A 22,282-nucleotide genomic window follows, 5' to 3' on the forward strand; every position below is an offset into this window, starting at 1 on the left:
GCTTGGTCTTATCGCACGGCTGAATCAAGGAAAATGACGGCAGGCGCCAAATGGCTCCTGCCGTTTAGTTTTTCTTGTGTTGCTAATCATCTGAGGCCTTATTGCACCACACCTGTTGATTTACCGCTGGCTTATTTTATTCCTGCGGGAAAGAGGTTATCCCGACTTTTGAGTTATCCCGACCTTTGCCCAATTTCTAAGGAAAGAACCGAAGGTGGGTTGAATAAGAGGGCAGTTCCCTATGCCCTCTTATTCAGCACACTTTTGGTTTTTCCGAATTGAACAAAGTCGCGTACGGTATATGGGAGTTCAAAACTTCATTTGTCGTTAATGAAACACCCCCTATAATTCGACTTATTTCAGTGTGATTTTTCGGTTTGGAAAAGGATGAAAAAACCAGACTAAAAACCTCAAAGCCCTTGATTCTACGGGGCTTTTCCGGTTTGTCGTAATTATACCGCAAGGGCATACAGCGGCTACTAATATGCACCAACTGACGGGTGACTTCTTCACGGTGGGCGAAGTGTTGGGGACATACGCTTGCGGGTATTTGCGCGTCGCTTGGATTGTCTATGAACTTTGAAACCGTCACCGCCCGCTATGTTGATATGCGGCTTAAGCGAAAAAAAGGAAGTGCTTGACAGTTACCGCAACGCAATCAAGCAGGCCGACCCGGCAGTAAAAAACACCGCCAAACAAAGAACGCCCCAGACCTGCAAAAACATAGTGTTTATGCGGGTTTGCAGCGTTTTGTAAATCGGTTTCCTACTTTTTTCCGCCATTATAGTGCCTTGACAATTTCCGGCAACAACTCTTTAACCTGCCCGTATAGGACCAGATCGGCTTTTTCATCCAGAAAATGTGGCTGACTTTTCAGGAGAATAATTTTACCGCCTGTAAAATCATTAAAAGTCTGCTCATAACCGGAGGAATTCAGGTCCAGTTCCAGGGCGAGCAGCACATCCGCCTGTTCTATCGCATCCACAGACCTGGTCATGACGCCATTATCCACCATATCCCCATACAGGCGGATCGATGGTCTGATGATCGACTTACACACATCACAGGTGGGTACTTTTGTACTTTTCTTGAGGTCCTCAATACTGTAATCCTTTTTGCAGTGGATACACTGATTCCGATAGATACTTCCATGCAGCTCGATCACGTTCTTACATCCGGCTCTCGTGGGCAGCCCGAAAATATTCCGGGTGATAATGGATTTTACTTTCCCTTTTCTCTCAAGCTCTGCCAGTGCATAATAGGAATCACTGGGTTCTCCCTGGTTGCTAAGAATGACATCCCGGTAATAATTGTAGAACATTTCCGGTCGGGTGACAAAAAACACACTGCTCAAAATCTCCTCCGGGGAGTAGCCGTACTTAGATTCCACCTCATAGGCAACCTCCTGCACTCTGAGTCTGGGGACGCCGCACTCTTCCTGCAGCTTATTCCCCACCAGGCATACCAGATGTTTCGATTCCCGGATATAATTTGTCACTAAATCCAGATTCATAGAACCTCACCTCTTTCTTCCTAGTACTAACTCTATTTTCCCATTTATGCCAGGCTGTGTCAATGTATTTAAGGGAATTCCCTGAGCTGGCTAAGAGCAGGAAAGTACTAATCTTTTTCCCATTTCTCTTGGAAAAGCAGCCCTAAAAACAGAAGTTATAAACGGAATTCCTGCATGATGTCACTGACATGCTCTATACGGTCAGCCCGGGCGGCATTGGTGCCGCAGAAGAGAAGGCCATGGTCGATATCTCCCTGGACCGCGCGGACCAGAGCATCTGTGATGCAGTATGGGATATGGGCCGGATCACAATGTTCCAGACATTTGTGGCAGCGGGCGGGGCGGTGCAGATTTAATGCCGCCTCATCCACAAACCGGTTGTGAACAGCCCGGCCGGGCATTCCTACCGGGCTGTCGACAATAATAATGTCTGCTTCGGAGGCATTTAAGTATGCCTGCTTATATTTCGGATGGGCATCGCACTCATGGGTAGTGACAAAACGAGTGGCCATCTGTACGGCGTCAGCACCCAGTGCAAGCGCGTGGTCCATATCGGATCTGGTGTAAATTCCACCGGCTACCGCTACAGGAATAGGCCGCTGATATTTAATTTCATATTCCTTGATTACGGTTAGGATATCTTTAATCTCCGTATCGTAATCCAGCGTATCGATATGCAGCAGCTGGTCTTTGTGGAAGCCTAAGTGGCCGCCGGCTTTGGGTCCCTCGATGATGACCAGGTCCGGAGCTCTGTGATCTTTGCGGTCCCACATTTTACAGATGACAGAAGCTGATTTAGCGGAAGATACGATAGGAGCGATGCTGGTGCCGCTTTCTTTTACAAGGCCCGGAAGGGCCAGAGGTAAGCCGGCGCCGGATATGATCAGATCTGCTCCCGCATCTGCGGCGGCTTTAACATAAGAGGCGTAGGGTTTCGTGGCTACCATAATATTAACCCCAATGATTCCCTCCGGGGCAATCTGCCTGGCTTTTTTTATTTCTTCGTGGATCGCACGGATATTGGCTGCTGCCGGATCTTTGTCAAAATCAGGGTCCCGGAATCCGATCTGGGCGGCAGAAATGATACCAACTCCGCCGGCTTTCGCTACAGCGCCGGCCAGACCGGACAGGCTGACCCCCACTCCCATTCCACCCTGTATAACCGGTACGGTGGCTTTCCGGTCACCGAATTTTAGTTCTTTGTTCATAAAAATCTCCATTCCGCCGCCAATATGGCGGCATAAAAAGTAAGGAAAGCCTGTTTTCTTTCACACTAATTTACTCCCTTCTGCCGCCGGCAGACGGCTTTGGGGATACGTATTTCTAGTATTTCAGAAAACGCTCATAACGCTGGCGGGTGATCTCTTCTTTGTCCTTACTTAGATAGCTTTGCAGGAATCTTTGGATTTCGGTTTTCATGGGGCTGCAGATTTCTTCCAGGTTATGGGGCTTTGCAGGCTCCGGTTCCGGTATGATTTTATCTATGACTTTAAGTTCTGACAGATCCGACGCGGTTATTTTCATAACCTCAGCCGCTTCATCACATCTTTTGCTGTCTTTCCACAGGATTGACGCGAATCCTTCCGGGGACAGTACGGAGTATATGGCATTTTCCATCATCCAGACTTCATTTCCCACCCCCAGGGCCAGGGCCCCGCCGCTGCCTCCTTCCCCGATGACAATGCAAAGGACCGGCACCTGCAGCGCGGACATTTCCATCAGATTTCTGGCGATGGCTTCTCCCTGTCCGCGTTCCTCGGCATCTAACCCGCAGAACGCTCCGGGGGTATCCACAAAAGTAATCACTGGACGGCCGAATTTTTCCGCCTGCTTCATCAGACGAAGCGCTTTGCGGTAACCCTCAGGATTCGGCATACCGAAGTTTCGTAATACATTTTCTTTCGTATTACGTCCCTTTTGCTGTCCGATTACAGTTACCGGTATTTCGTCCAGCCAGGCAAGGCCTCCGACTACAGCTCCGTCATCCCGGAAAGAACGGTCTCCATGCAGTTCCATGAAATCTTCAAACAGAGTCTGGATATAGTCCACAGCAGTGGCACGGTCCGGCATCCTGGCCGTCTGGACGCGTTCCCAGGCCGTTACCTTCCCGGGATGGATTTCTGAAGGATTGAAAGCTCCGTCTATCGGATGATCAGCTCCATTTACCGGATTGCCAGACCTGTCTGAAACATTGCCGGCATATATAGGTTCTGTATTTCTTGTGTCCGGGCCGTTGTCCTGGTTCATCGGAACAGCATTATGCAGATGAGCGGACTTGTTCTCCCGGAACGAATTGCACTTCTGAATGGGCTTATGCATCTGGATCAGTTTGTGCAGAGTATCTTTCAGGTCTTTTCTCTCTACGATACCGTCGATGATTCCGTGTTCCACCAGGAATTCCGACCTCTGGAACCCCTCCGGCAGCTTCTGGCCTATGGTCTGTTCTATAACCCTGGGGCCGGCAAATCCCACCAGCGCGCCCGGCTCCCCCAGAATGATGTCTCCCAACATGGCGAAACTGGCCGTAACCCCTCCGGTAGTGGGATCGGTCAACACGGATATATAGAGCAGGCCCGCGTCGGAGTGACGCTTCAGGGCCGCCGCCGTCTTGGCCATCTGCATCAGGGAAATCATCCCTTCCTGCATCCTGGCCCCGCCGGAGCAGGTGAAGATGATCAGCGGAAGCCGTCGGGCGGTGGCGCGTTCAATGGCTCTGGTCAGTTTTTCCCCGACCATGTGTCCCATGCTTCCCATCATAAATCGGGAATCACAGATTCCTAAGACGGTATCTTCTCCATAGATTTTCCCCTGTCCGGTGATGACAGCTTCGTTTAGCTTCGTCTTCTCCCTTGTCTGCTGCAATTTATCTTCATATCCTTTAAACTCCAGCGGGTTTCCGCCGTACAGATCCGCATCCCACTCTTCAAAGGTATGCCGGTCCACCACCATCCGTATCCGATTTTTTGCCTTCACCCGGAAATATCCTCCACATTTATAACATACATAGCGGTTGGAGGCCACGTCCTCTTTGTAAAGCATTTCCTTGCATTTCGGACATTTGATCCATAGGCCCTCTGGCACCTGGGGTTCTGCGCTGTCTTTTGTCTTATTAAGCGTTATATAGACCGGTTTTTTGAACATTTCTTTTAACATGACAGATGCTCCTCAATAAAATGGGTATTGGTGTTTCCACTCTGAAAATCGGGATGATTGATGATCTCGTACTGGAAATCAATATTTGTGGTAATTCCTTCGATGACCAGCTCCCCCAGTGTACTCTGCATCTTACGGATCGCCAGGTCCCGGTTTCTGTCATAGACAATCACCTTTACAATCATGGAATCATAATTGGCCGGAACCATATAATCCTGGAACAGGGCGGTTTCGATCCGTACACCGTTGCCGCCCGGCAGATGCAGATTCGTCACAGTTCCAGGGCAGGGCATAAAGTGTCTGGCCGGGTTTTCCGCATTGATCCGGCACTCCAGCGCATGACCGCGGATGGTGATCTCTTCCTGGGTAAAGCTTAAGGGTTCTCCCGCTGCAATGCGTATCTGCTCCCGAACCAGATCGATACCGGTCACCATCTCGGTTACCGGATGCTCCACCTGAATCCGTGTGTTCATTTCCATAAAATAATAACTGCCGTCTCTGTCCAGCAGGAATTCGATGGTTCCGGCATTTTCGTAACCGGCTGCTTTGGCGGCGCGGATCGCCGTGTCACCCATTTCTCTGCGCAGTTTTTCATCGATGGCACAGGAGGGGGATTCTTCGATCAGCTTCTGATGGCGTCTCTGGATCGAACAGTCCCGTTCACCCAGCTGTACCACATGACCGTATTGATCCGCCAGGATCTGGAACTCGATATGACGGGGACGCTGTACATATTTTTCAATATACATGGCATCGTCGGCAAATGCGTTTATGGATTCCCGCTGGGCCGTGGAAAACTGTCCCTCGAATTCTTCCGCCTTTTCCACGATTCGCATCCCCTTGCCGCCTCCGCCCGAGGAAGCTTTGACAATGACCGGATATCCGATCTGATCCGCGGCTTTCCTGCCGTCCTGCACCGTATACACGGCTTCTTTTGTACCCGGCACCACCGGAACGCCCGCCTCCATCATGGTATGTCTGGCTTCTGATTTATTTCCCATCCGGCTGATCACTTTCGCCGGGGGGCCGATGAAAGTAATATGGCATTTCTCACACATTTCCACAAAGCGGCTGTTCTCCGACAAGAAACCGAATCCGGGGTGGATCGCATCCGCTCCCGCCGCGATGGTAGCACTTAAGATCCGCTCCATATTCAGATAGCTCTCCGCAGCCGGCGCAGGACCGATGCAGACAGCTTCATCGGCCAGCTGGGCGTGAAGCGCATCCCGGTCCGCCTGTGAGTAGACCGCCACGGTCTTTATCCCCATCTCCCGGCAGGCCCTGATGATCCGGACCGCGATCTCTCCTCTGTTGGCAATTAATATTTTCTGAAACATAGACAACTCCTATCCGATGGCAAAGGTCAGCTCAGCTGACGCCGCGATCTGCCCATCCACCCGTGCCGTCGCTTTTCCGACGCCGATCGGGCCTTTTTGTTTGATCATTTCCACTTCCAGCGAAAGCACGTCGCCGGGTAACACCTTTTTCTTAAACTTAGCCGAGTTGATCGCACCGAAGTAGGCGACTTTCCCCTTGAATTCCGGCTGGCTTAAAATAACCACTGCACCCACCTGGGCGAGGGCTTCAATGATCAATACCCCCGGCATCACAGGCTCCTGCGGAAAATGTCCAGCAAAAAAAGGTTCATTATAGGTGACGCACTTTGTCCCCACCGCTCGTTTGCCCGGCTCCAGCTCTTCGATCCGGTCCACCAGCAGAAACGGCTGGCGGTGCGGGATGGTTTCCATAATCTGCTTAATATCCATAACCATGTCTCTATTCTCCTGCCCTTCGAATTTGGGACATGTCCATTTCAGTTTGGGACATGTCCATTTCAGTTTGGGACATGTCCATTTCGATTTGGGACATGTCCATTCCGTTTGGACATGTCCCAGATCGATTTGGACATGTCCCAGTTCGTCAACGGATGCGGAAAAGAGGCTGGTCGTACTCTACCATTTGTTCGTTTCCGATCAGAACTTCTTCTACGATTCCGTCGTATTCACTTTCGATCTCATTCATCAGTTTCATAGCCTCCACGATGCCCAGAACCTGACCTTTTTTCACTGTGTCGCCGGCCTGGACGAAAGCTGCGGCATCTGGTGACGGAGCATTGTAGAAGGTTCCCACTAACGGGGATTTGATGAGATTGCCAGTTACGGCTTCCGTGTCCGGTGCCGCTGCGGCCGAAGGGATGAGGTCAACCGCTGCGGTGGTTATCTGAGGATTCCCTCCACTTACATTCACGGTTTGGGTGTCCCGACGGGTCTCCAGTGAAATTTTCATATCGCCCTCTTCCAGTGTAAAGCTGGACAGTGCGGATTCGGATACTGTATGGATCAATTTTATTATATTATCTAATTCCATGATTACCTCCAGTGGCGCATTTACTGCGCCTTTATTCAGGGATGGGTGAACTTTATGTTCAACCTTACCTCCAGTGGCGCATTTACTGCACCTATTATTCAAGGATGGGTGAACTTAAGGTCGATATTTTCGGATCAACACGCTGGCGTTATGACCTCCGAATCCCAGTGAGTTACTGAGCGCATACTCCACTTCCTCGGCAATGCCCTTTCCTGGAACATAGTTGAGGTCCAGTTCTTCATCCGGTACCTGGTACCCCGCAGTCGGGTGGATATAACTGTCTGTAATGGTTTTGACACAGGCAATCAATTCGACAGCTCCCGCGGCTCCCAGTAAATGTCCGACCATGGATTTGGTGGAATTAACCTTGAGGCTGCAGGCGTGTTCCCCAAATACTTTTTTAATCGCCCTGGTTTCAAACAGATCGTTGTGGTGGGTACTGGTACCGTGCGCATTGATGTAGGTAATCTCATGAAGTCCTGCGCCGGATTCCTGAATGGCTCTGCGCATTGCCTGCGCAGCTCCCTCACCGTCTTCTGCGGGGGAAGTGATATGATATGCGTCACTGGTAGCTCCGTATCCGACTACCTCAGCCAGAATACGGGCGTCTCTGTGTTTCGCATGTTCCAGTTCTTCCAGTATCAGGACGCCGGCGCCTTCACCCATAACAAAACCATTTCGCTCCTTGTCAAAGGGAATGGAACAGCGGTCCGGATCTTTGGAAGTGGACAGGGCAGTCAGGGCGGCGAATCCGGCTACTCCGATGGGGGTAATCGAGCTTTCCGCGCCTCCGGCTAACATCACATCCGCATCGCCGGTCTGAATACTGCGGTAAGCCTCTCCTACCGAATGGGTCCCGCTGGCGCAGGCAGTTACCACATTGATGCTTTTGCCTTTCAATCCATATTGAATGGACACATTGCCGGCCGCCATATTCGTGATCATCAGCGGAACCAGCAGCGGGTTCACCCTGCTGGGCCCTTTATCCAGCAATTTCTTATGTTCCCGCTCCATGGCCTGCAGGCTTCCGATACCGCTGCTGACCGCGCAGCCCACCATGTAGGGGTCCTCCTCTTCGATCTTAAGGTCCGCATCAGCTATAGCTTCTCCCGACGCAGCCACTGCATACTGGCAAAAGGCCTCCATTCGTTTTGCAGCCTTGAAATCCATGTATTCTCTGGGGTTGAAATTCTGTACTTCTGCCGCGATGCCAGCCTTGTATTCGGACGCATCGAATTTAGTTATTTCCCGGAATCCGGTTTTTCCGGCTTTTAAGCCTTCCCAGAAATCCTGTACATTGAGTCCGATGGGGGTGATCGCGCCCATACCGGTAATTACTACTCTTCTCATATCGCCATACCTCCGTCCACATGAATAATCTGTCCCGTTATATAACTGGCCTGATCAGAAGCCAAAAAACCAACAACACTGGCGATCTCATCCGGGTCCCCCATCCGTCCCAGCGGGATCTGTGTCTTAACCTGTTCTTTCAGCTTATCACTAAGACTGTCGGTCATGTCGGTCTGTATGAATCCGGGAGCCACCGCATTGACTCGTATCCCACGGCTGGCCAATTCCCTGGCCATGGTCTTAGTCAATCCGATCACTCCGGCCTTGGAAGCGGCATAATTCGCCTGCCCGGCGTTTCCTAATACTCCGGAGACGCTGGAAATATTAATAATGCTGCCGGCCCTTTGCTTTATCATCTGCCTGGCACTGTGACGGATCGTATGAAAGGTCCCTTTCAGATTGATATCCATCACCCGGTCAAAGTCTTCCTCACTCATCTTCATAATCAAGCCGTCCCGGGTGATACCCGCGTTATTTACCAGAATATCCAACCGCCCGAACTTCTCAACGACTGTCCGCATCATATTTTCCACCTGCTGAAAATCCGCTACGTTACACTGATAGGTCATGGCAGTTCCGCCGTTTTCCATAATCTTCTCTGCCACCTCTTTGGCAGCCTGCATAGAGCCGCTGTAATTGATGACAACCGTAGCTCCCTGTCCTGCTAATGTCAGTGCAATAGCCCTTCCGATTCCACGGCCCGCTCCGGTCACCAGCGCGATTTTGTCTTTTAACATTTCATTTCCTCCATTATCTTCTTCAGGTCATCGGGCTTTTCGATATTCATCACTTTCACATCTCTTTGGATCTTTTTCACAAAACCGCTAAGTGTCCTTCCCGGACCAATTTCCAAAAAGGTATCGGTTCCGTCCGCAATCAGCCGCTCCACGCTCTGCTGCCATAAGACGGAGGAATAGACCTGTCTTCCCAGCAGATGTTTGATCTCTTCCGAATCTGTCACATATTCCGCCGTCACATTTGTGATATAGGGGATCTGGAGTTTCCGAAGCACGATAGGTCTTAACACCTCTTCCAGCTGTATTCCCGCATTTTCTAATAATTCAGAGTGAAATGGTCCGCTGACTTTTAACGGCACTGTTCTTCTGGCTCCCGCCTCTTTTAGTGACTCACAGGCTTTTGCCACTGCTTTTTCCTCCCCGGTTATGACGATCTGACCGGGACAATTATAATTGGCTACAGACACGATACCTTCCGTCTCCCCGCAAATTTTCCGGATCAGCTCTGCGTCAGTTCCCATAACAGCCGCCATGGCACCTCCTGCCGGTACGGCTTCCTGCATCAGGATTCCCCTTTTGCGCACAACTGCCACCGCATCTTCAAAGCTCATGGCTTTCCCGGCCAGAATCGCCCCATACTCACCCAGGCTTAATCCAGCAGCCGCATCCGGGCGGATCCCCTCCGCCTCGATAACTGCCAGCATCGCTGCCGAAACCGTCAGCATCGCCGCCTGTGTATAGGCCGTTATATTAAGCCTCTCATTTTGCTCGAAGCATAACTCCTTCATATCCATTGAAAGGACATCCGAGGCTGCTTCAAATATTCGGCGGCTTTCTGCAAACTGATCATAAAATTCTTTTCCCATGCCGGCATACTGGGCCCCCTGCCCGGGAAATATAAAAGCTAGTTTCATACTGAATTTCTCCTGTTATTTTCATTTCTCTGCCATTCCATTTATCAGTCTATTGAATCTACTTTGTTTATTTCATAGGCGTTTTCCATTCTCTGCTTAATGAATTCCTCGGATTATTTACTGGTGTAAAATCCCGCTTCCGCATCCATCTATATACTTTGATATTCAAAGCATTTATTCAAAAGAATGGAGACGCCTCTTCCGTTTTAGTTGGTATCAATCGTAATATACGGATGAAAGTGTACGTCCCCTATGTTTTATCCTATGTTCCAGTCTTTCTTAAGCAAAGCCTTGGCTTCCCCGAGCATTTCCTGAATGATTTCGGCACAGCTTTGCTCCTTCTTAACCAATCCGGCGATCTGCCCGGCCATTACCGTACCTCCCTTGACATCGCCATCCATCACTGCCTTGCGAAGGGATCCCAGCGTCATATATTCCAGTTCTTCAAAGGAAGCGCCTTCCTGCTCCATTTTCAGATACTCTCTGGTCATTTGGTTGCGCAGCGACCGCACCGGATGGCCGGTAGTGAGACCCGTCACCTCGGAATCGATATCCCGGGCCTTTATCACTTTCTGTTTATAATTCTGATGTACAATGGATTCCTCAGCCACAACAAACCGGGTTCCCATCTGAACCGCTTCCGCTCCCAGCATCAGCGCAGCTGCCATTCCTCTGCCATCGCCAATACCGCCGGCCGCAATCACCGGAATCTGCACCGCGTCTGCCACCTGTGGAACTAAAGCCATCGTAGTCGTCTGTCCAATGTGTCCGCCGGACTCACATCCTTCCGCCACGACCGCGTCCGCCCCGTGCTTTTCCATCCTCTTAGCTAACGCCACCGAAGCGATAACCGGGATCACACGAATCCCCGCCTCTTTCCACATAGGAATATAAGGTTCCGGGTTCCCGGCCCCGGTAGTCACCGCAGCCACTTTCTCCTCTGTAACCATCAACGCGATATCCTTCGAATGAGGGCTCAACAACATAATATTTACGCCAAAAGGTTTATCCGTCAGCTCCCTGGCTCTCCTGATCTCATCCCGGACAACCTCCACAGGCGCGTTGGCCGCTCCGATCAGGCCGAAGCCTCCGGCCTGTGATACCGCTGCCGCCAGGGAATGTTCCGCTACCCAGGCCATTCCGCCCTGGATAATCGGGTACTTTATATTCAGCAGTTCAGTCACTCTGGTTTTCATCTATTCCACACCTTTAGCTTTAAGGTAATCCATAACCTTGCCAACCGTAGTCAGTTCCGTGAGATCCTCCGCAGGAATTTCCACTTCATAATTTTCCTCCAGCGCCATAACCAGCTCGAACAGGTCCAGCGAATCCGCGCCCAGGTCCTCCTTAAAAGAAGTCGCCTCGGAAATCTCCGCTTCATCCGCATTCAACTGCTCTGCTATTATCTCTCTCATTTTTTCCAACATGATTATAATCTCCTTTATTTTGAAAAACAAATATTTTGATATTCAAAGTATATCTCCCGAGTACACCTTCTGTCAATAGTTTTTTTTATAATGGTCCGGGTTGAGCGGGGTGGGGCGGCCTTTCGGAGCCGGGCGGCAAATCACGCGGGGCCAAATCACTTCGGCCAGACCTAAGAACGGGTAACTCCGAAGGCGGGAGAACCTCTTATTGGCAGGGCCTGGAACAAACTCGCCACAAATCGGCTCGGACAGTGTTCCAGGTCCTGCGAGGTTCTCCCACCTTCTGCGTAACCCGTTCTATGGCCTGGCCTCAAGTGATTTGGCCCCGCGTGATTTGCCGCCCGGCTCCGAAAGGCCGCCCCACCCCGCTCACCCCTGCTTTAAAAAAGGCTGTTTATATGCTGATGGGTCAGTGATATTATGGACGGTTAAATGACTTTTTGATTAGCTTTCATCAAGACTCCCTCCCGCTCTGGGATCCCAGCTTGATCCGAAAGATCCTGCGGAATAGCTGTTTCCCATTGAAGGGGATCAGGGGGTACAGATAGCTCTTGCCAGAAAGGGTGCGGTTCAGGGCGATGGAAAGGATCGTGATCAGAACACCCGCCACGAATCCAAACAGGTTAAACAGAGCTGTCAGTATCAGGGTGATAATTCTCATAAATTTCAACGCGTAGCCCAGCTCAAAGCTGGCCTGGCTGTAGTTGGATACCGCTACGAAGGCCATGTAAAGCATGACTTCCGCGTTAAACCATCCGGAGTTGACGGAAAATTCTCCCAGTACCAGAGCGGCGATAACGCTTAGGGGAGTGGTCAGCATACTGGGTGTATTAAGAGCGGCCAGTCTCAGTCCGTCGATGGCCAGCTCCAGAATCAGAAACTGGGCCAGGATCGGGATATTGACTTGATCTTTTACCATGATAAATGCAAAACTCTGGGGAATCCATTCGGGATTCTGCATCAGAAGAAGGAATAGGGGTGTCAATAAGTACGTCATCAAGGTGATGGCGAAGCGGGACAGCCTTAGATAAGTTCCTGTGACCGGAGGAAAATAGTAGTCGTCCGCTTCTTCCACAATATCAAAAATAGAGGTTGGAAGTATCATGGCGGAGGGGGAATTGTCCACCAGAATGATGATATTGCCCTCCAGAAGAGCGGATGCGGCGGTGTCCGGTCGTTCGGTATGTTTTAATTTGGGAAAGGGATTAAACCATTTCCGGTGGTACAGGCATTCGGCCAGGCTTTCCTGGTTCATGGTCAGGGAATCTACCTGAATGCTGTTAATGCGTTCCTTCATCCGCTCCAGGAACTGGGTGTCCACCCGGTCATCCATGGAACACACGACCACATCGGTCCGGGAGCTTTTCCCGACCTGGAGCATCTCCACAGATAGTTTTGGACTGCGGATTCTTCTTCGGATCAGCGCGGTGTTAAAGACGACCGTTTCCACAAAACCGTCTCTGGAGCCCCGCAGCGTCTTATCCTTCTCCGGTTCTTCCACGCTCCGCATGGGATAAGTTCTGCAGTCGATCGCCAGGCAGGAATCATACCCGTCTATGAACAGGCAGAGCACACCAGAAAGAATATTGGTAAGAATAGCATTCCAGTTATTCAGGATGTCCACTTCCACATACGGAAGGAATTGATGGGAAAATTCATGCATGTCTTTTGCCATCTCTTCCGCCTTAATCCCATAGAAAAATTCCAGCACTTTTTCCATGATATCGTCTTTGACAAAGCCGTCTATAAAATAGAACCCGGCCTGCCGGTCCGCGATCTTCAATGTCCGGCATATGATGTCAAAATTCTTATCCGTATTCAGTTCCGAATTCAAGTATTCAATATTATTCTTTAATACAGCTGATATGTCCTTATTCACTCAAAAAACCTCTCTTCCAGACAGATGCAGCACCATACTCCATGGCGCTATAACTAGTATGTCTAGAAAAGAGGTATCTTATGTGCTGAATGCAATTGTCTTATGCGCGGGACTTGCGTCTTTCTTCAAATGAGCCGGGCATTACAGGCGGATCTTACATCCCTTGGTATCCCGCTTTCCGATTTTCAGCCGGTTGAGCTGGACATGCTTTTCCTTATATTGGACATCGGTGTCCTGTCCTTCCTGGAGGAAGTAGACATGCTCCAGGGAGTCCCCTCTTAACAGTTTGATTCCCCTGACGCCGATCGCCCCTTTCTTTTTCTCGGGCACTTCTTCCAGCGCGAAACGCAGGAATACACCGCTTACCGTTTGCAGCACGATCTGTGTACAGTTTCCTGAGATCTTCACACTGACCAGTTTATCCTGATCCGCCAGCTTGGTAGCTGCGATCGTTCGTTTCGACGCGTCGAACTCGCTGCCGTCTACCTGTTTTAACATACCCTGTTCCGTGGCAAATAGAAGCTTCTCACCGCGGATATGTTCCAGGGCGTTGACATAGACGATGTTTTCTCCGCTGCTGTCATAATTCCCCAGGTTGTCCATCGGTGTTCCCTTATCCCGGAATCTGCCGTATGGGACATCCATCACCTTGACCAGATGGAGCCTGCCGGTGTCTGTGAATACACAGATCTTGTCCGTATTCATACAGTTAATTACGTATTTGTTCTCCGCATCGGCCGCTTCCTGGTTACGGTCATAGACGGAAACGTCGATCGTTTTGACATATCCGAATCGGTCCATCAGGAATACCACTTCCTGCTCTTCGATCTTCTTTTCCTCGAAGACCGCCTCTTTTGCATTCTCGATCCTGGTCTTGCGGGGTACCGCGTATTCGGAGACGATCGCATCCATCTCTTCCTGGATTACCCGGGACATGACCGAGGGGAGTTCCAGAATTTCCTGGTAATCTTCGATTCGGCGCAGCGTCTCTTTGTGTGCTTTCATTAACGCCTCGATCTCCAGTCCGATCAGCTTATACAACCGCATTTCCAGGATTGCCTGAGCCTGCCGCTCTGTAAATTGCAGCTGGGCGGCGGCTTTTTCAGAGAATTTACTCTTGAATTTTATGGGACCAGTTTCGCCGTTGACCAGACAGGCTTTGGCGTCTTTTATATTTTTACTGCCCCGTAAAATCTCGATAATCAGATCGATTACATCACAGGCTTTTATTAAACCTTCCTGTATCTCTTTCTTTTCCAGTTCCTTCTGCAGAAGTGTCTGATATTTTCTCGTCGTCAGCTCATATTGGAAATCCACGTGATGGCGGATAATATCTTTGATCCCCATGGTCTCTGGACGGCCACTTACCACCGCCAGCATGTTTACCCCGAAGGTATCTTCCAGTCTTGTCTTTTTGTAGAGCAGATTTTCCAGGTTTTGGGAGTCTGCCCCCTTTTTTAACTCGATTACAATGCGGATTCCCTCTTTTGAGGACTGATTCGATATATCTACGATGTCGCTTGTTTTTTTCGTCTCTACCAGACTAAAGACATCATTCAGGAATTTTCCGATATTGGCTCCGATCATGGTATACGGGATCTCCGTGATGACCAGGCGCTCTTTTCCGCCTTTCACCGCTTCCACTTCCACTTTGCCGCGCAGGCGGATCTTTCCGCTCCCTGTGCGGTAAATGTCCAAAAGCTCATCCTTGTTGACCACGATTCCGCCGGTAGGAAAATCAGGCCCCTCCACATACTGCATCAGTTCTTCTGTGGTGATGTCCGGATGCCTCATATAGGCTTTGACCGCTTCCACTACTTCGCCCAGATTATGGGGCGGTGTGCTGGTGGACATACCCACCGCGATTCCCTCCGAACCGTTGACCAGAAGATTCGGCACTCTGACCGGAAGCACCTCCGGTTCCTGTTCCGTAGAGTCGAAATTGGGAATGAAGTCCACCACATTCTTATCCAGATCCCCCAGAAAAGCTTCCTGTGTGATCTTTTGCAGGCGTGCTTCCGTATACCGCATGGCCGCCGCTCCGTCCCCCTCGATCGAACCAAAGTTCCCGTGCCCGTCTACCAGGGGCATCCCTTTTTTAAAATCCTGTGCCATCACAACCAGGGATTCATAGATGGAGCTGTCTCCGTGGGGATGGTATTTTCCCATGGTATCCCCCACGATTCTGGCGCACTTCCGATAGGGCCTGTCGTAGCGGATTCCCAGCTCATACATATCGTACAGCGTTCTTCTCTGAACCGGTTTTAAACCGTCCCTGACATCAGGAAGTGCTCTGGCTATGATAACGCTCATCGCATAGTCGATGTAGGATTTCTGCATGATCTCTGAGAATTCCGTCCTGATTATCTGTTCCTGTGTTCCCTGCATATTCCTTCACCTCCTATATATCCAGTTCCGCATCCTGGGCATGTTCATAGATAAATGCCCGTCTGGGAGGAACTTCCGTACCCATCAGCATCTCCGTTACCTCCGAAGCCATTCTGGCATCCTCGATCTCCACCAGCTTTAACATCCGGGTCTCGGGATTCAATGTGGTCTCCCAGAGCTGTTCTGCGTCCATCTCACCAAGCCCTTTATAACGCTGCAGCGTAAACGGCCCCTTGTGTCTTCTCCGGTAGTGCTCCAGCGCTTTGTCATCATAGAGATATTCTTCCTCCCCTTTGGAAGGGATCGCCTTATACAAAGGCGGCATGGCGATATAGACATGTCCCTCATAGATCAGTTCCGGCATAAAACGGTAAAATAAAGTCAGCAGCAGCGTGGAAATATGGGCGCCGTCCACATCCGCATCAGCCATGATAATAATCTTTTCATACCGCAGCTTCGTGATGTCGAAATCATTCCCGTAGCCTTCCGAAAAGCCACAGCCGAACGCATTGATCATGGTCTTGATCTCCGCATTGGCCAGGACTTTATCAATGCTGGCCTTTTCCACGTTCAGGATCTTACCGCGGATCGGCAGGATCGCCTGATACATCCGGTTTCTGGCCGTCTTCGCGCTGCCGCCGGCGGAATCCCCCTCTACGATAAAGATCTCACACTCACCGGCATTCCTGCTCTCACAGTTGGCCAGCTTTCCGTTGGAATCGAAGGAAAACTTCTGCTTTACCAACAGGTTGGTCTTCGCCCGCTCCTCCGTTTTCCGGATCTTGGCAGCCTTCTCCGCGCATCCGATCACATTCTTCAGCGTATCCAGGTTTTTATCAAAGAAAAGGATCACCTCGTCCGTTGTCACCTTGGCCGTCGCCCGGGTGGCGTCAGGGTTGTCCAGTTTTGTCTTGGTCTGCCCTTCGAACCGCGGGGACGGATGCTTGATGGACACCACCGCCGTCATCCCATTGCGCACATCAGCGCCGGTAAAATTCGTGTCCTTCTCTTTTAAAATCCCCAGTTCCCTGGCGTAGTTGTTGATCACGTTGGTAAAAGCGGTTTTAAATCCGGTCAGATGGGTACCGCCCTCCGCGTTATAAATGTTATTGCAGAATCCCAGCACATTTTCCCGGAATTCGTTGATGTACTGGAAAGCGACCTCCACCATGATATTTTCGGATTCCCCTTTTAAATAAACCACATCATGTACGGGATCCACATTTTTATTCAGATCCTTGATGAAGCCGATAATGCCGTCTTCCTCATGGTATTCGATATGTTCGACTGTTTCTCCCCGCCGGTCTTCAAAAATGATCGTAAGCTTCGGGTTCAGATAGGCTGTCTCGTGAAGCCTGCTCTTAACCTCATCCGATTTGAAACGGGTCTTTTCAAAAATCGTGTCGTCCGGCAGAAAATTAATCGTCGTTCCGGTTTTAGCGGATTTTCCCACCACCGGCAGCAGGCCGTTTTCCAGTTCAATTACCGGAATGCCCCGCTCATATCTGTCATGATGGATCATCCCTTCCCGGCTGACCTTGATATCCAGATAAGCCGACAGGGCATTTACCACCGAAGACCCCACCCCATGCAGACCGCCGCTGGTCTTATATACGGAGTCGTCAAACTTACCGCCCGCATGAAGCGTGGTAAATACAAGCCGCTCCGCCGACATCCCTTTTTTATGCATACCAACTGGAATCCCACGTCCGTTATCACTGACTGTGGCCGATCCGTCCTTTTCCAGGTATACCCATATTTTGTCACAAAAACCAGCCAGATGCTCATCCACCGAGTTATCCACGATCTCATAGATCAGATGGTTTAAACCCTTCCGGGACACACTGCCGATATACATGCCTGGCCGTTTCCGGACCGCTTCCAATCCTTCCAGTACAGAGATACTGTCCGCATCATACTTTACATTCTTCGTCATAGCTAACCTCACTGCTTAATTCTAAATGCTTCGTCTGTATTTCCAATACTAACACCCACAAAAGGTACGCGCCGCGTACCCTTTCCATAACATCTTTTTGATTATAGCACAGGAGCGGTTCTATTTTCCAATCATTCTCCCGTATCCGTAAAAAATTCCCTATACTTTGTCGTGCTGATCAGCTGCGCGCACGCCCATAGGGCATGCATTATGGCCATCAGAAATAGTATACGTCCCCGGCATCTGTGCGCAGTCATATTCCAGTCCGCATGAACGCCCTCCATGTCAAGAACATACGTTTGTATTATTATAATATAAAATACTGCAGACCGCAAGTATATTTCGCAGCCAATTGATCCCGCTGATTTTTTCAGCCAATTATCCAACCGATTCATTCCGCCAATTTTACCGCTGACAATTTACGCCGGACCGCTGACAATCTAAACTTAGCCTGACACCAGAGCTACCAGCTCCCAGGCCCGTATTTTCTCAATATAATCCGCTGATAAAAAACCTAAGACCGTCCAACACTCCCCGCGCGTAGCACAAGTCCGAAGTCCTTTCCATGGTACAGTCCCTGGTCAGCATAAAACTCTCTATTATATCAATCTGAGCCTGTGAGAGATCCCGGTATATCTCAAAATAGGATTCCGCCGCCTCATCTTCCTCTTTTTTGTACTGTTGTAATTTATCGTCCCGATCGAGTATCTCTTCCATACGCTGTTTCTTCAGATCGATCAATATGTCCTGAAGCTCAGCCGTAATATTTTCAGCCGGTTCTTTGCCGAATAGTTGTTTCAGCTTTTCTAATAAAAACTTTTCCGACTCTGATTGTGGTATGTTCATTAGACTCCTCCTCATTCACCATACCTCAATTTTCAGGGAGGTCATAAATCTGACCCCTGATTCTTAGGTCTATGATTAAAAAATACTTAAATTTATAATAGAAAAAAAGGGGAATGGATTAAAAATGATTACATATGAACCTTTATGGAAAACACTAAAGCAAAAAGGCATATCAACTTACGCGTTAATTGTAAAGCATAATGTCAGCAAGGGCACGATTTATCGACTCCGTCACGGTCAGGGTATTACTTTACACACGGTGGAATATTTGTGTGATATTTTGGATTGCAATATTGAAGATATTGTACAATACAAAAAAGAGAATGATTAAAAGCCTTTTTAGGCTTTTTTTTATTCAATAGGAATGTGCTCCTATTGAATAAAATCCACACCCGGAACCGGCAGACGGCGGTAAGCAAGAGGCGGCTATTTCTGGTTCGCCGGTTCAATATTAATCGATCTTCCTTTAATTTTCGCGTGATCCATTGCATGCAGGACATCCATCGCATATTCGCGGGGAACTTCAACAAATGTATATTTATCATACATATCAATGGATCCGATTAATTTGCCGGGCATTCCGCTCTCTCCCGCGATCGCTCCCACGATATCGCCGGGTCTGATATTCTGTTTTTTACCCGCATTGATGAAGAGACGTACCATTCCCTCTTCTTCCGCGCCGGTATTCAATAGCTGCGTCGTATCCTCATCCTGAGCGGCGTCGTCTGTATTGGTAATCAGCTTCAGAAAAGCCGCGGCCAGATCCATGGCTGTATAATCCGATTCATTTACACGATCCTGGATCATCTGAATCATGGAGGTAAGATCTTCCTCCTGAATCAGCTGCTCCACCTGATGGAAAATCTTCTCCTGTTTTGTCGCTGCCACATCATTTACCGATGGTACCGGCCTGGCATATATTTTGGTCTTGCAGTATCGCTGGATCTCTTTTAATTTATATACTTCTTTTCCCACAACAAAGGAAAATGCCGTTCCGTTCCTGCCGGCACGCCCGGTTCTTCCAATCCGGTGTACATAATACTCATCATCCTGAGGAATGTCATAGTTGAAAACAGCCTCCACGTCATCCACGTCGATCCCCCGGGCCGCCACATCCGTAGCCACCAGAATATCAGTCTTTCCCTTCCGGAAACCGTTCATGACACGATCCCGCTGTGACTGCTTCATGTCTCCATGCAGCCCCGCCGCAAAGTAGCCTCTTCCGACCAGCCCGCTCACCAGTTCATCCACCTGTCTTTTCGTGTTGCAGAACACCAACGACAGGTTCGGATCATACATATCCAGAAGCCTGCACAGTACCTCTTCTTTATTTTTGGGTCTGACCTCGTAGTAAAACTGGTCGATACTGGGAACTGTCAGCTCTTTTTTTACTACCCGGATCAGTTCCGCGTCCTTCTGATAGGTTTTCGCGATATCCATAATCGGCTTGGGCATGGTAGCCGAGAACAGAATCGTCTGCCGCTCTTCAGGGATTTCTCTAAGGATGGTTTCGATATCATCCCGAAAACCCATGTTCAGCATTTCATCGGCTTCATCCAGAACCACCGTGTTCACATCTTCCAACCGGATCGTTTTCCTTCGCATATGATCCATAATTCGTCCGGGGGTACCGATAATGATCTGTATCCCCGCCTTCAGCGAACGGATCTGTTTTACGATCTCCTGTCCTCCATATATCGGAAGGATTTTAATTCCATGCAGATATCTGGAAAGATTCCGGATCTCGTCTGCTACCTGAATAGCCAGCTCCCTGGTGGGGCATAGTACCAGAGCCTGAAGCTTTTTATTTTTTGGATCTACTTTCTCCAATATGGGGATACCGAAAGCCGCCGTTTTTCCGGTCCCCGTCTGCGCCTGACCGATCAGGTCTTTCCCCTGCATCGCTGCTGGTATCGCTTTCGCCTGTATCGGAGAAGCCTCCTCAAATCCCATTGTTACTGTTGCCTTTACGATCTGCTCGGACAGTCCGAGCTCATCAAATCTGATTGTTTCCATAGAATTCCTTTCTGTCTTCCTTTACTTTTCCCCGCTGTCTATCCCTTTATGCTGTCAGTTACCACATTCTTATATTTAACACAAATTCGAGTATATCATACCTATTGTTTTTATGGCAAGAAAAAAACTGTTGTAAAACAGGAACCGCCTACTTTTACAACAGTTTCTTTTAAATTTTATAGCTATGAGCACTTAGCGGCTGTTTTTTAGCCGCTTACATGCGATGCATGAAAAATAGTCAGCGAGGCTTTTTCGAGCGCTGCTATTTTTTACAGAACTTTCGACAGGAAATCCCTCAATCTGGGGTTTTTCGGGTTAGCAAAGAACTCTCCCGGTTCATTTTCTTCCTGTACGATTCCCTCATCGATGAAGAGAACCCGGTTTGCGACCTCTCTGGCAAACCCCATCTCATGGGTCACCACCACCATGGTCATCCCGTCATGCGCCAGCTCTTTCATCAGCTCCAGCACTTCCCCCACCATCTCAGGGTCCAGCGCTGAAGTAGGCTCATCAAAAAGCATGACATCCGGGTTCATGGCCAATGCCCGGATAATCGCGATCCGCTGCTGCTGCCCGCCGGACAGCTGTCTGGGATAAGCGTCGGCTTTTTCCTCCAGGCCGATTCTCTTTAAGAGTTCCATGGCCCGGTCATCCGCTTCTTTTTCACTGATGCCCGTCAGTTTCCTGGGGGCAAGCGTAATGTTCTCTTTCACGGACAGATGGGGAAACAGATTAAACTGTTGAAATACCATTCCCATCTTCTGTCTCAGTTTATTGATATTGCAGGACGGATCTGTGATATTCGTACCTTCAAACCAGATCTCACCGCCGGTCGGCTCCTCCAGACGGTTAAGGCACCGCAGAAATGTGGACTTGCCGGACCCGGACGGGCCGATTACCACCACTTTTTCCCCTTTATCGATATGCTGGTCAATACCGGCCAGGACCAAATGATCGCCAAAGGCTTTCTGAAGATTTTTAGTTTCGATCACCTCTTGACATCCTCCTTTCCAGTAAGCTCAACAATTTCGTCAATATCATTACAATTACCAGGTAGCAAAGCGCTGCCACGACTAACGGCGGGACTATGTCCCAGGTACGGCTGCCGATGTACTGGGCCATTTTGGTCAGATCCGAAACCGCGATCACACTGGCCACGGAACTTTCCTTGACCAACACAATGAATTCATTTCCCAGGGCCGGAAGCGCATTGCGAAATGCCTGCGGCAGGATGATATAGCGCATAGTCTGAAGATCATTAAAGCCAAGAGAGCGGCCGGCCTCCGTCTGTCCTTTATCGATGGATTCGATCCCGCCGCGGATAATCTCCGCCACATAGGCTCCTGAATTAATTCCGAAACAGATTCCGGCACACAGAAGCGGATTCGAATCTCTGGATGTAAATATCATATTGTAAATAATCAGCAGCTGGACCATAACAGGTGTACCGCGGATCACCGTCACGTAAATACCGCAGATTTTGCCAAGCCAGTGAAGCCCCTTGATCTTAGAGGAAATCACCCGCACCACAGCTACCAGCACACCGATTATGATACCGATGGCGATGGCCATCAGGGATATCAGCAGAGTATTCTTAATTCCCTCCGCATAGGCCAGGTAGCCCTGATTCATGAATACCGCATTATAAAATGGCTCTATCAAACCCCATAGAAAATCCTTCATATGTTCCAAAACCCTTTCTGTCTATCGTGCTCTTTTCTTACCTTCAGCAGCGCATTTCTTCTGGATAATAAAG

Annotated in this window: 19 protein-coding genes; 1 reads left to right on the forward strand and 18 read right to left on the reverse strand. The window is 49.6% G+C overall.

Features of this window, described 5'->3' with window-relative positions; genetic code table 11:
• Positions 1 to 781 precede the first annotated feature (781 nt).
• The 15 genes from KTH90_RS07250 to KTH90_RS07320 form a co-directional block, all read right to left on the reverse strand.
• The gene (locus tag KTH90_RS07250) at positions 782 to 1,513 is read right to left on the reverse strand and encodes an SIR2 family NAD-dependent protein deacylase (RefSeq protein WP_158350017.1); all 732 of its coding nucleotides are present in this window, start codon (positions 1,511 to 1,513) and stop codon (positions 782 to 784) included.
• Positions 1,514 to 1,668: 155 nt separating this feature from the next.
• Positions 1,669 to 2,721 carry an NAD(P)H-dependent flavin oxidoreductase gene (locus KTH90_RS07255; protein ID WP_238726554.1) on the reverse strand — a complete coding sequence of 351 codons (1,053 nt, stop codon included), beginning with the start codon at positions 2,719 to 2,721 and terminating at the stop codon, positions 1,669 to 1,671.
• 115 nt (positions 2,722 to 2,836) lie between these two features.
• A complete protein-coding gene (locus tag KTH90_RS07260) occupies positions 2,837 to 4,666 on the reverse strand; it encodes an acetyl-CoA carboxylase carboxyltransferase subunit alpha (protein ID WP_158350019.1) in 1,830 nt (609 codons plus the stop codon).
• Entirely contained in the window at positions 4,660 to 6,003 is a 1,344-nt protein-coding gene (locus KTH90_RS07265) for an acetyl-CoA carboxylase biotin carboxylase subunit (protein ID WP_158350020.1), read from the reverse strand. The genes KTH90_RS07260 and KTH90_RS07265 overlap by 7 nt, the downstream gene beginning before the upstream one ends.
• Positions 6,004 to 6,012: 9 nt before the next feature.
• Positions 6,013 to 6,438 (reverse strand): 3-hydroxyacyl-ACP dehydratase FabZ, encoded by a 426-nt coding sequence (gene fabZ, locus KTH90_RS07270; RefSeq protein ID WP_158350021.1) that lies wholly within the window; start codon positions 6,436 to 6,438, stop codon positions 6,013 to 6,015.
• A gap of 148 nt (positions 6,439 to 6,586) precedes the next feature.
• On the reverse strand, positions 6,587 to 7,033 hold the full coding sequence (gene accB, locus KTH90_RS07275) for an acetyl-CoA carboxylase biotin carboxyl carrier protein (protein ID WP_158350022.1): 447 nt from the start codon (positions 7,031 to 7,033) through the stop codon (positions 6,587 to 6,589).
• Between the two features lie 114 nt (positions 7,034 to 7,147).
• Positions 7,148 to 8,383, reverse strand: coding sequence for a beta-ketoacyl-ACP synthase II (gene fabF, locus KTH90_RS07280; RefSeq protein WP_158350023.1), 1,236 nt, complete (start codon positions 8,381 to 8,383; stop codon positions 7,148 to 7,150).
• On the reverse strand, positions 8,380 to 9,120 hold the full coding sequence (fabG, locus tag KTH90_RS07285) for a 3-oxoacyl-[acyl-carrier-protein] reductase (RefSeq protein ID WP_158350024.1): 741 nt from the start codon (positions 9,118 to 9,120) through the stop codon (positions 8,380 to 8,382). Before fabG ends, fabF begins: the two co-directional genes overlap by 4 nt.
• Positions 9,114 to 10,034: an ACP S-malonyltransferase gene (gene fabD / locus KTH90_RS07290; RefSeq protein ID WP_158350025.1), complete on the reverse strand. Its 921-nt coding sequence runs from the start codon at positions 10,032 to 10,034 to the stop codon at positions 9,114 to 9,116. The genes fabG and fabD overlap by 7 nt, the downstream gene beginning before the upstream one ends.
• A gap of 257 nt (positions 10,035 to 10,291) precedes the next feature.
• Entirely contained in the window at positions 10,292 to 11,230 is a 939-nt protein-coding gene (gene fabK / locus KTH90_RS07295; RefSeq protein ID WP_158350026.1) for an enoyl-[acyl-carrier-protein] reductase FabK, read from the reverse strand.
• On the reverse strand, positions 11,231 to 11,461 hold the full coding sequence (acpP, locus tag KTH90_RS07300) for an acyl carrier protein (protein WP_158350027.1): 231 nt from the start codon (positions 11,459 to 11,461) through the stop codon (positions 11,231 to 11,233).
• Between the two features lie 454 nt (positions 11,462 to 11,915).
• Positions 11,916 to 13,340 (reverse strand): spore germination protein, encoded by a 1,425-nt coding sequence (locus KTH90_RS07305; protein WP_158350028.1) that lies wholly within the window; start codon positions 13,338 to 13,340, stop codon positions 11,916 to 11,918.
• 141 nt (positions 13,341 to 13,481) lie between these two features.
• On the reverse strand, positions 13,482 to 15,728 hold the full coding sequence (locus tag KTH90_RS07310; RefSeq protein ID WP_158350029.1) for a DNA gyrase/topoisomerase IV subunit A: 2,247 nt from the start codon (positions 15,726 to 15,728) through the stop codon (positions 13,482 to 13,484).
• A 13-nt stretch (positions 15,729 to 15,741) separates the two neighbouring features.
• Entirely contained in the window at positions 15,742 to 17,664 is a 1,923-nt protein-coding gene (locus KTH90_RS07315; protein ID WP_158350030.1) for a DNA gyrase/topoisomerase IV subunit B, read from the reverse strand.
• 489 nt (positions 17,665 to 18,153) lie between these two features.
• Positions 18,154 to 18,510 carry a hypothetical protein gene (locus KTH90_RS07320; RefSeq protein ID WP_158350031.1) on the reverse strand — a complete coding sequence of 119 codons (357 nt, stop codon included), beginning with the start codon at positions 18,508 to 18,510 and terminating at the stop codon, positions 18,154 to 18,156.
• Between the two features lie 124 nt (positions 18,511 to 18,634).
• On the opposite strand from KTH90_RS07320, the gene KTH90_RS25295 reads away from it, so the two are divergent.
• Positions 18,635 to 18,841 (forward strand): helix-turn-helix domain-containing protein, encoded by a 207-nt coding sequence (locus tag KTH90_RS25295; protein ID WP_158350032.1) that lies wholly within the window; start codon positions 18,635 to 18,637, stop codon positions 18,839 to 18,841.
• A 95-nt stretch (positions 18,842 to 18,936) separates the two neighbouring features.
• Here KTH90_RS25295 and KTH90_RS07330 read toward each other — a convergent pair whose 3' ends face one another.
• The 3 genes from KTH90_RS07330 to KTH90_RS07340 all read right to left on the reverse strand — a co-directional run bounded on the left by KTH90_RS07330 (position 18,937) and on the right by KTH90_RS07340 (position 22,209).
• On the reverse strand, positions 18,937 to 20,526 hold the full coding sequence (locus tag KTH90_RS07330; protein ID WP_158350033.1) for a DEAD/DEAH box helicase: 1,590 nt from the start codon (positions 20,524 to 20,526) through the stop codon (positions 18,937 to 18,939).
• Between the two features lie 269 nt (positions 20,527 to 20,795).
• Positions 20,796 to 21,518, reverse strand: a complete 723-nt coding sequence (locus KTH90_RS07335) for an amino acid ABC transporter ATP-binding protein (protein WP_158350034.1) — start codon at positions 21,516 to 21,518, stop codon at positions 20,796 to 20,798.
• A complete protein-coding gene (locus KTH90_RS07340; protein WP_158350035.1) occupies positions 21,505 to 22,209 on the reverse strand; it encodes an amino acid ABC transporter permease in 705 nt (234 codons plus the stop codon). Before KTH90_RS07340 ends, KTH90_RS07335 begins: the two co-directional genes overlap by 14 nt.
• Between the last annotated feature and the right edge of the window lie 73 nt (positions 22,210 to 22,282).

Source organism: Diplocloster modestus (assembly GCF_019042245.1).
Taxonomy (GTDB): Bacteria; Bacillota; Clostridia; order Lachnospirales; family Lachnospiraceae; genus Diplocloster; species Diplocloster modestus.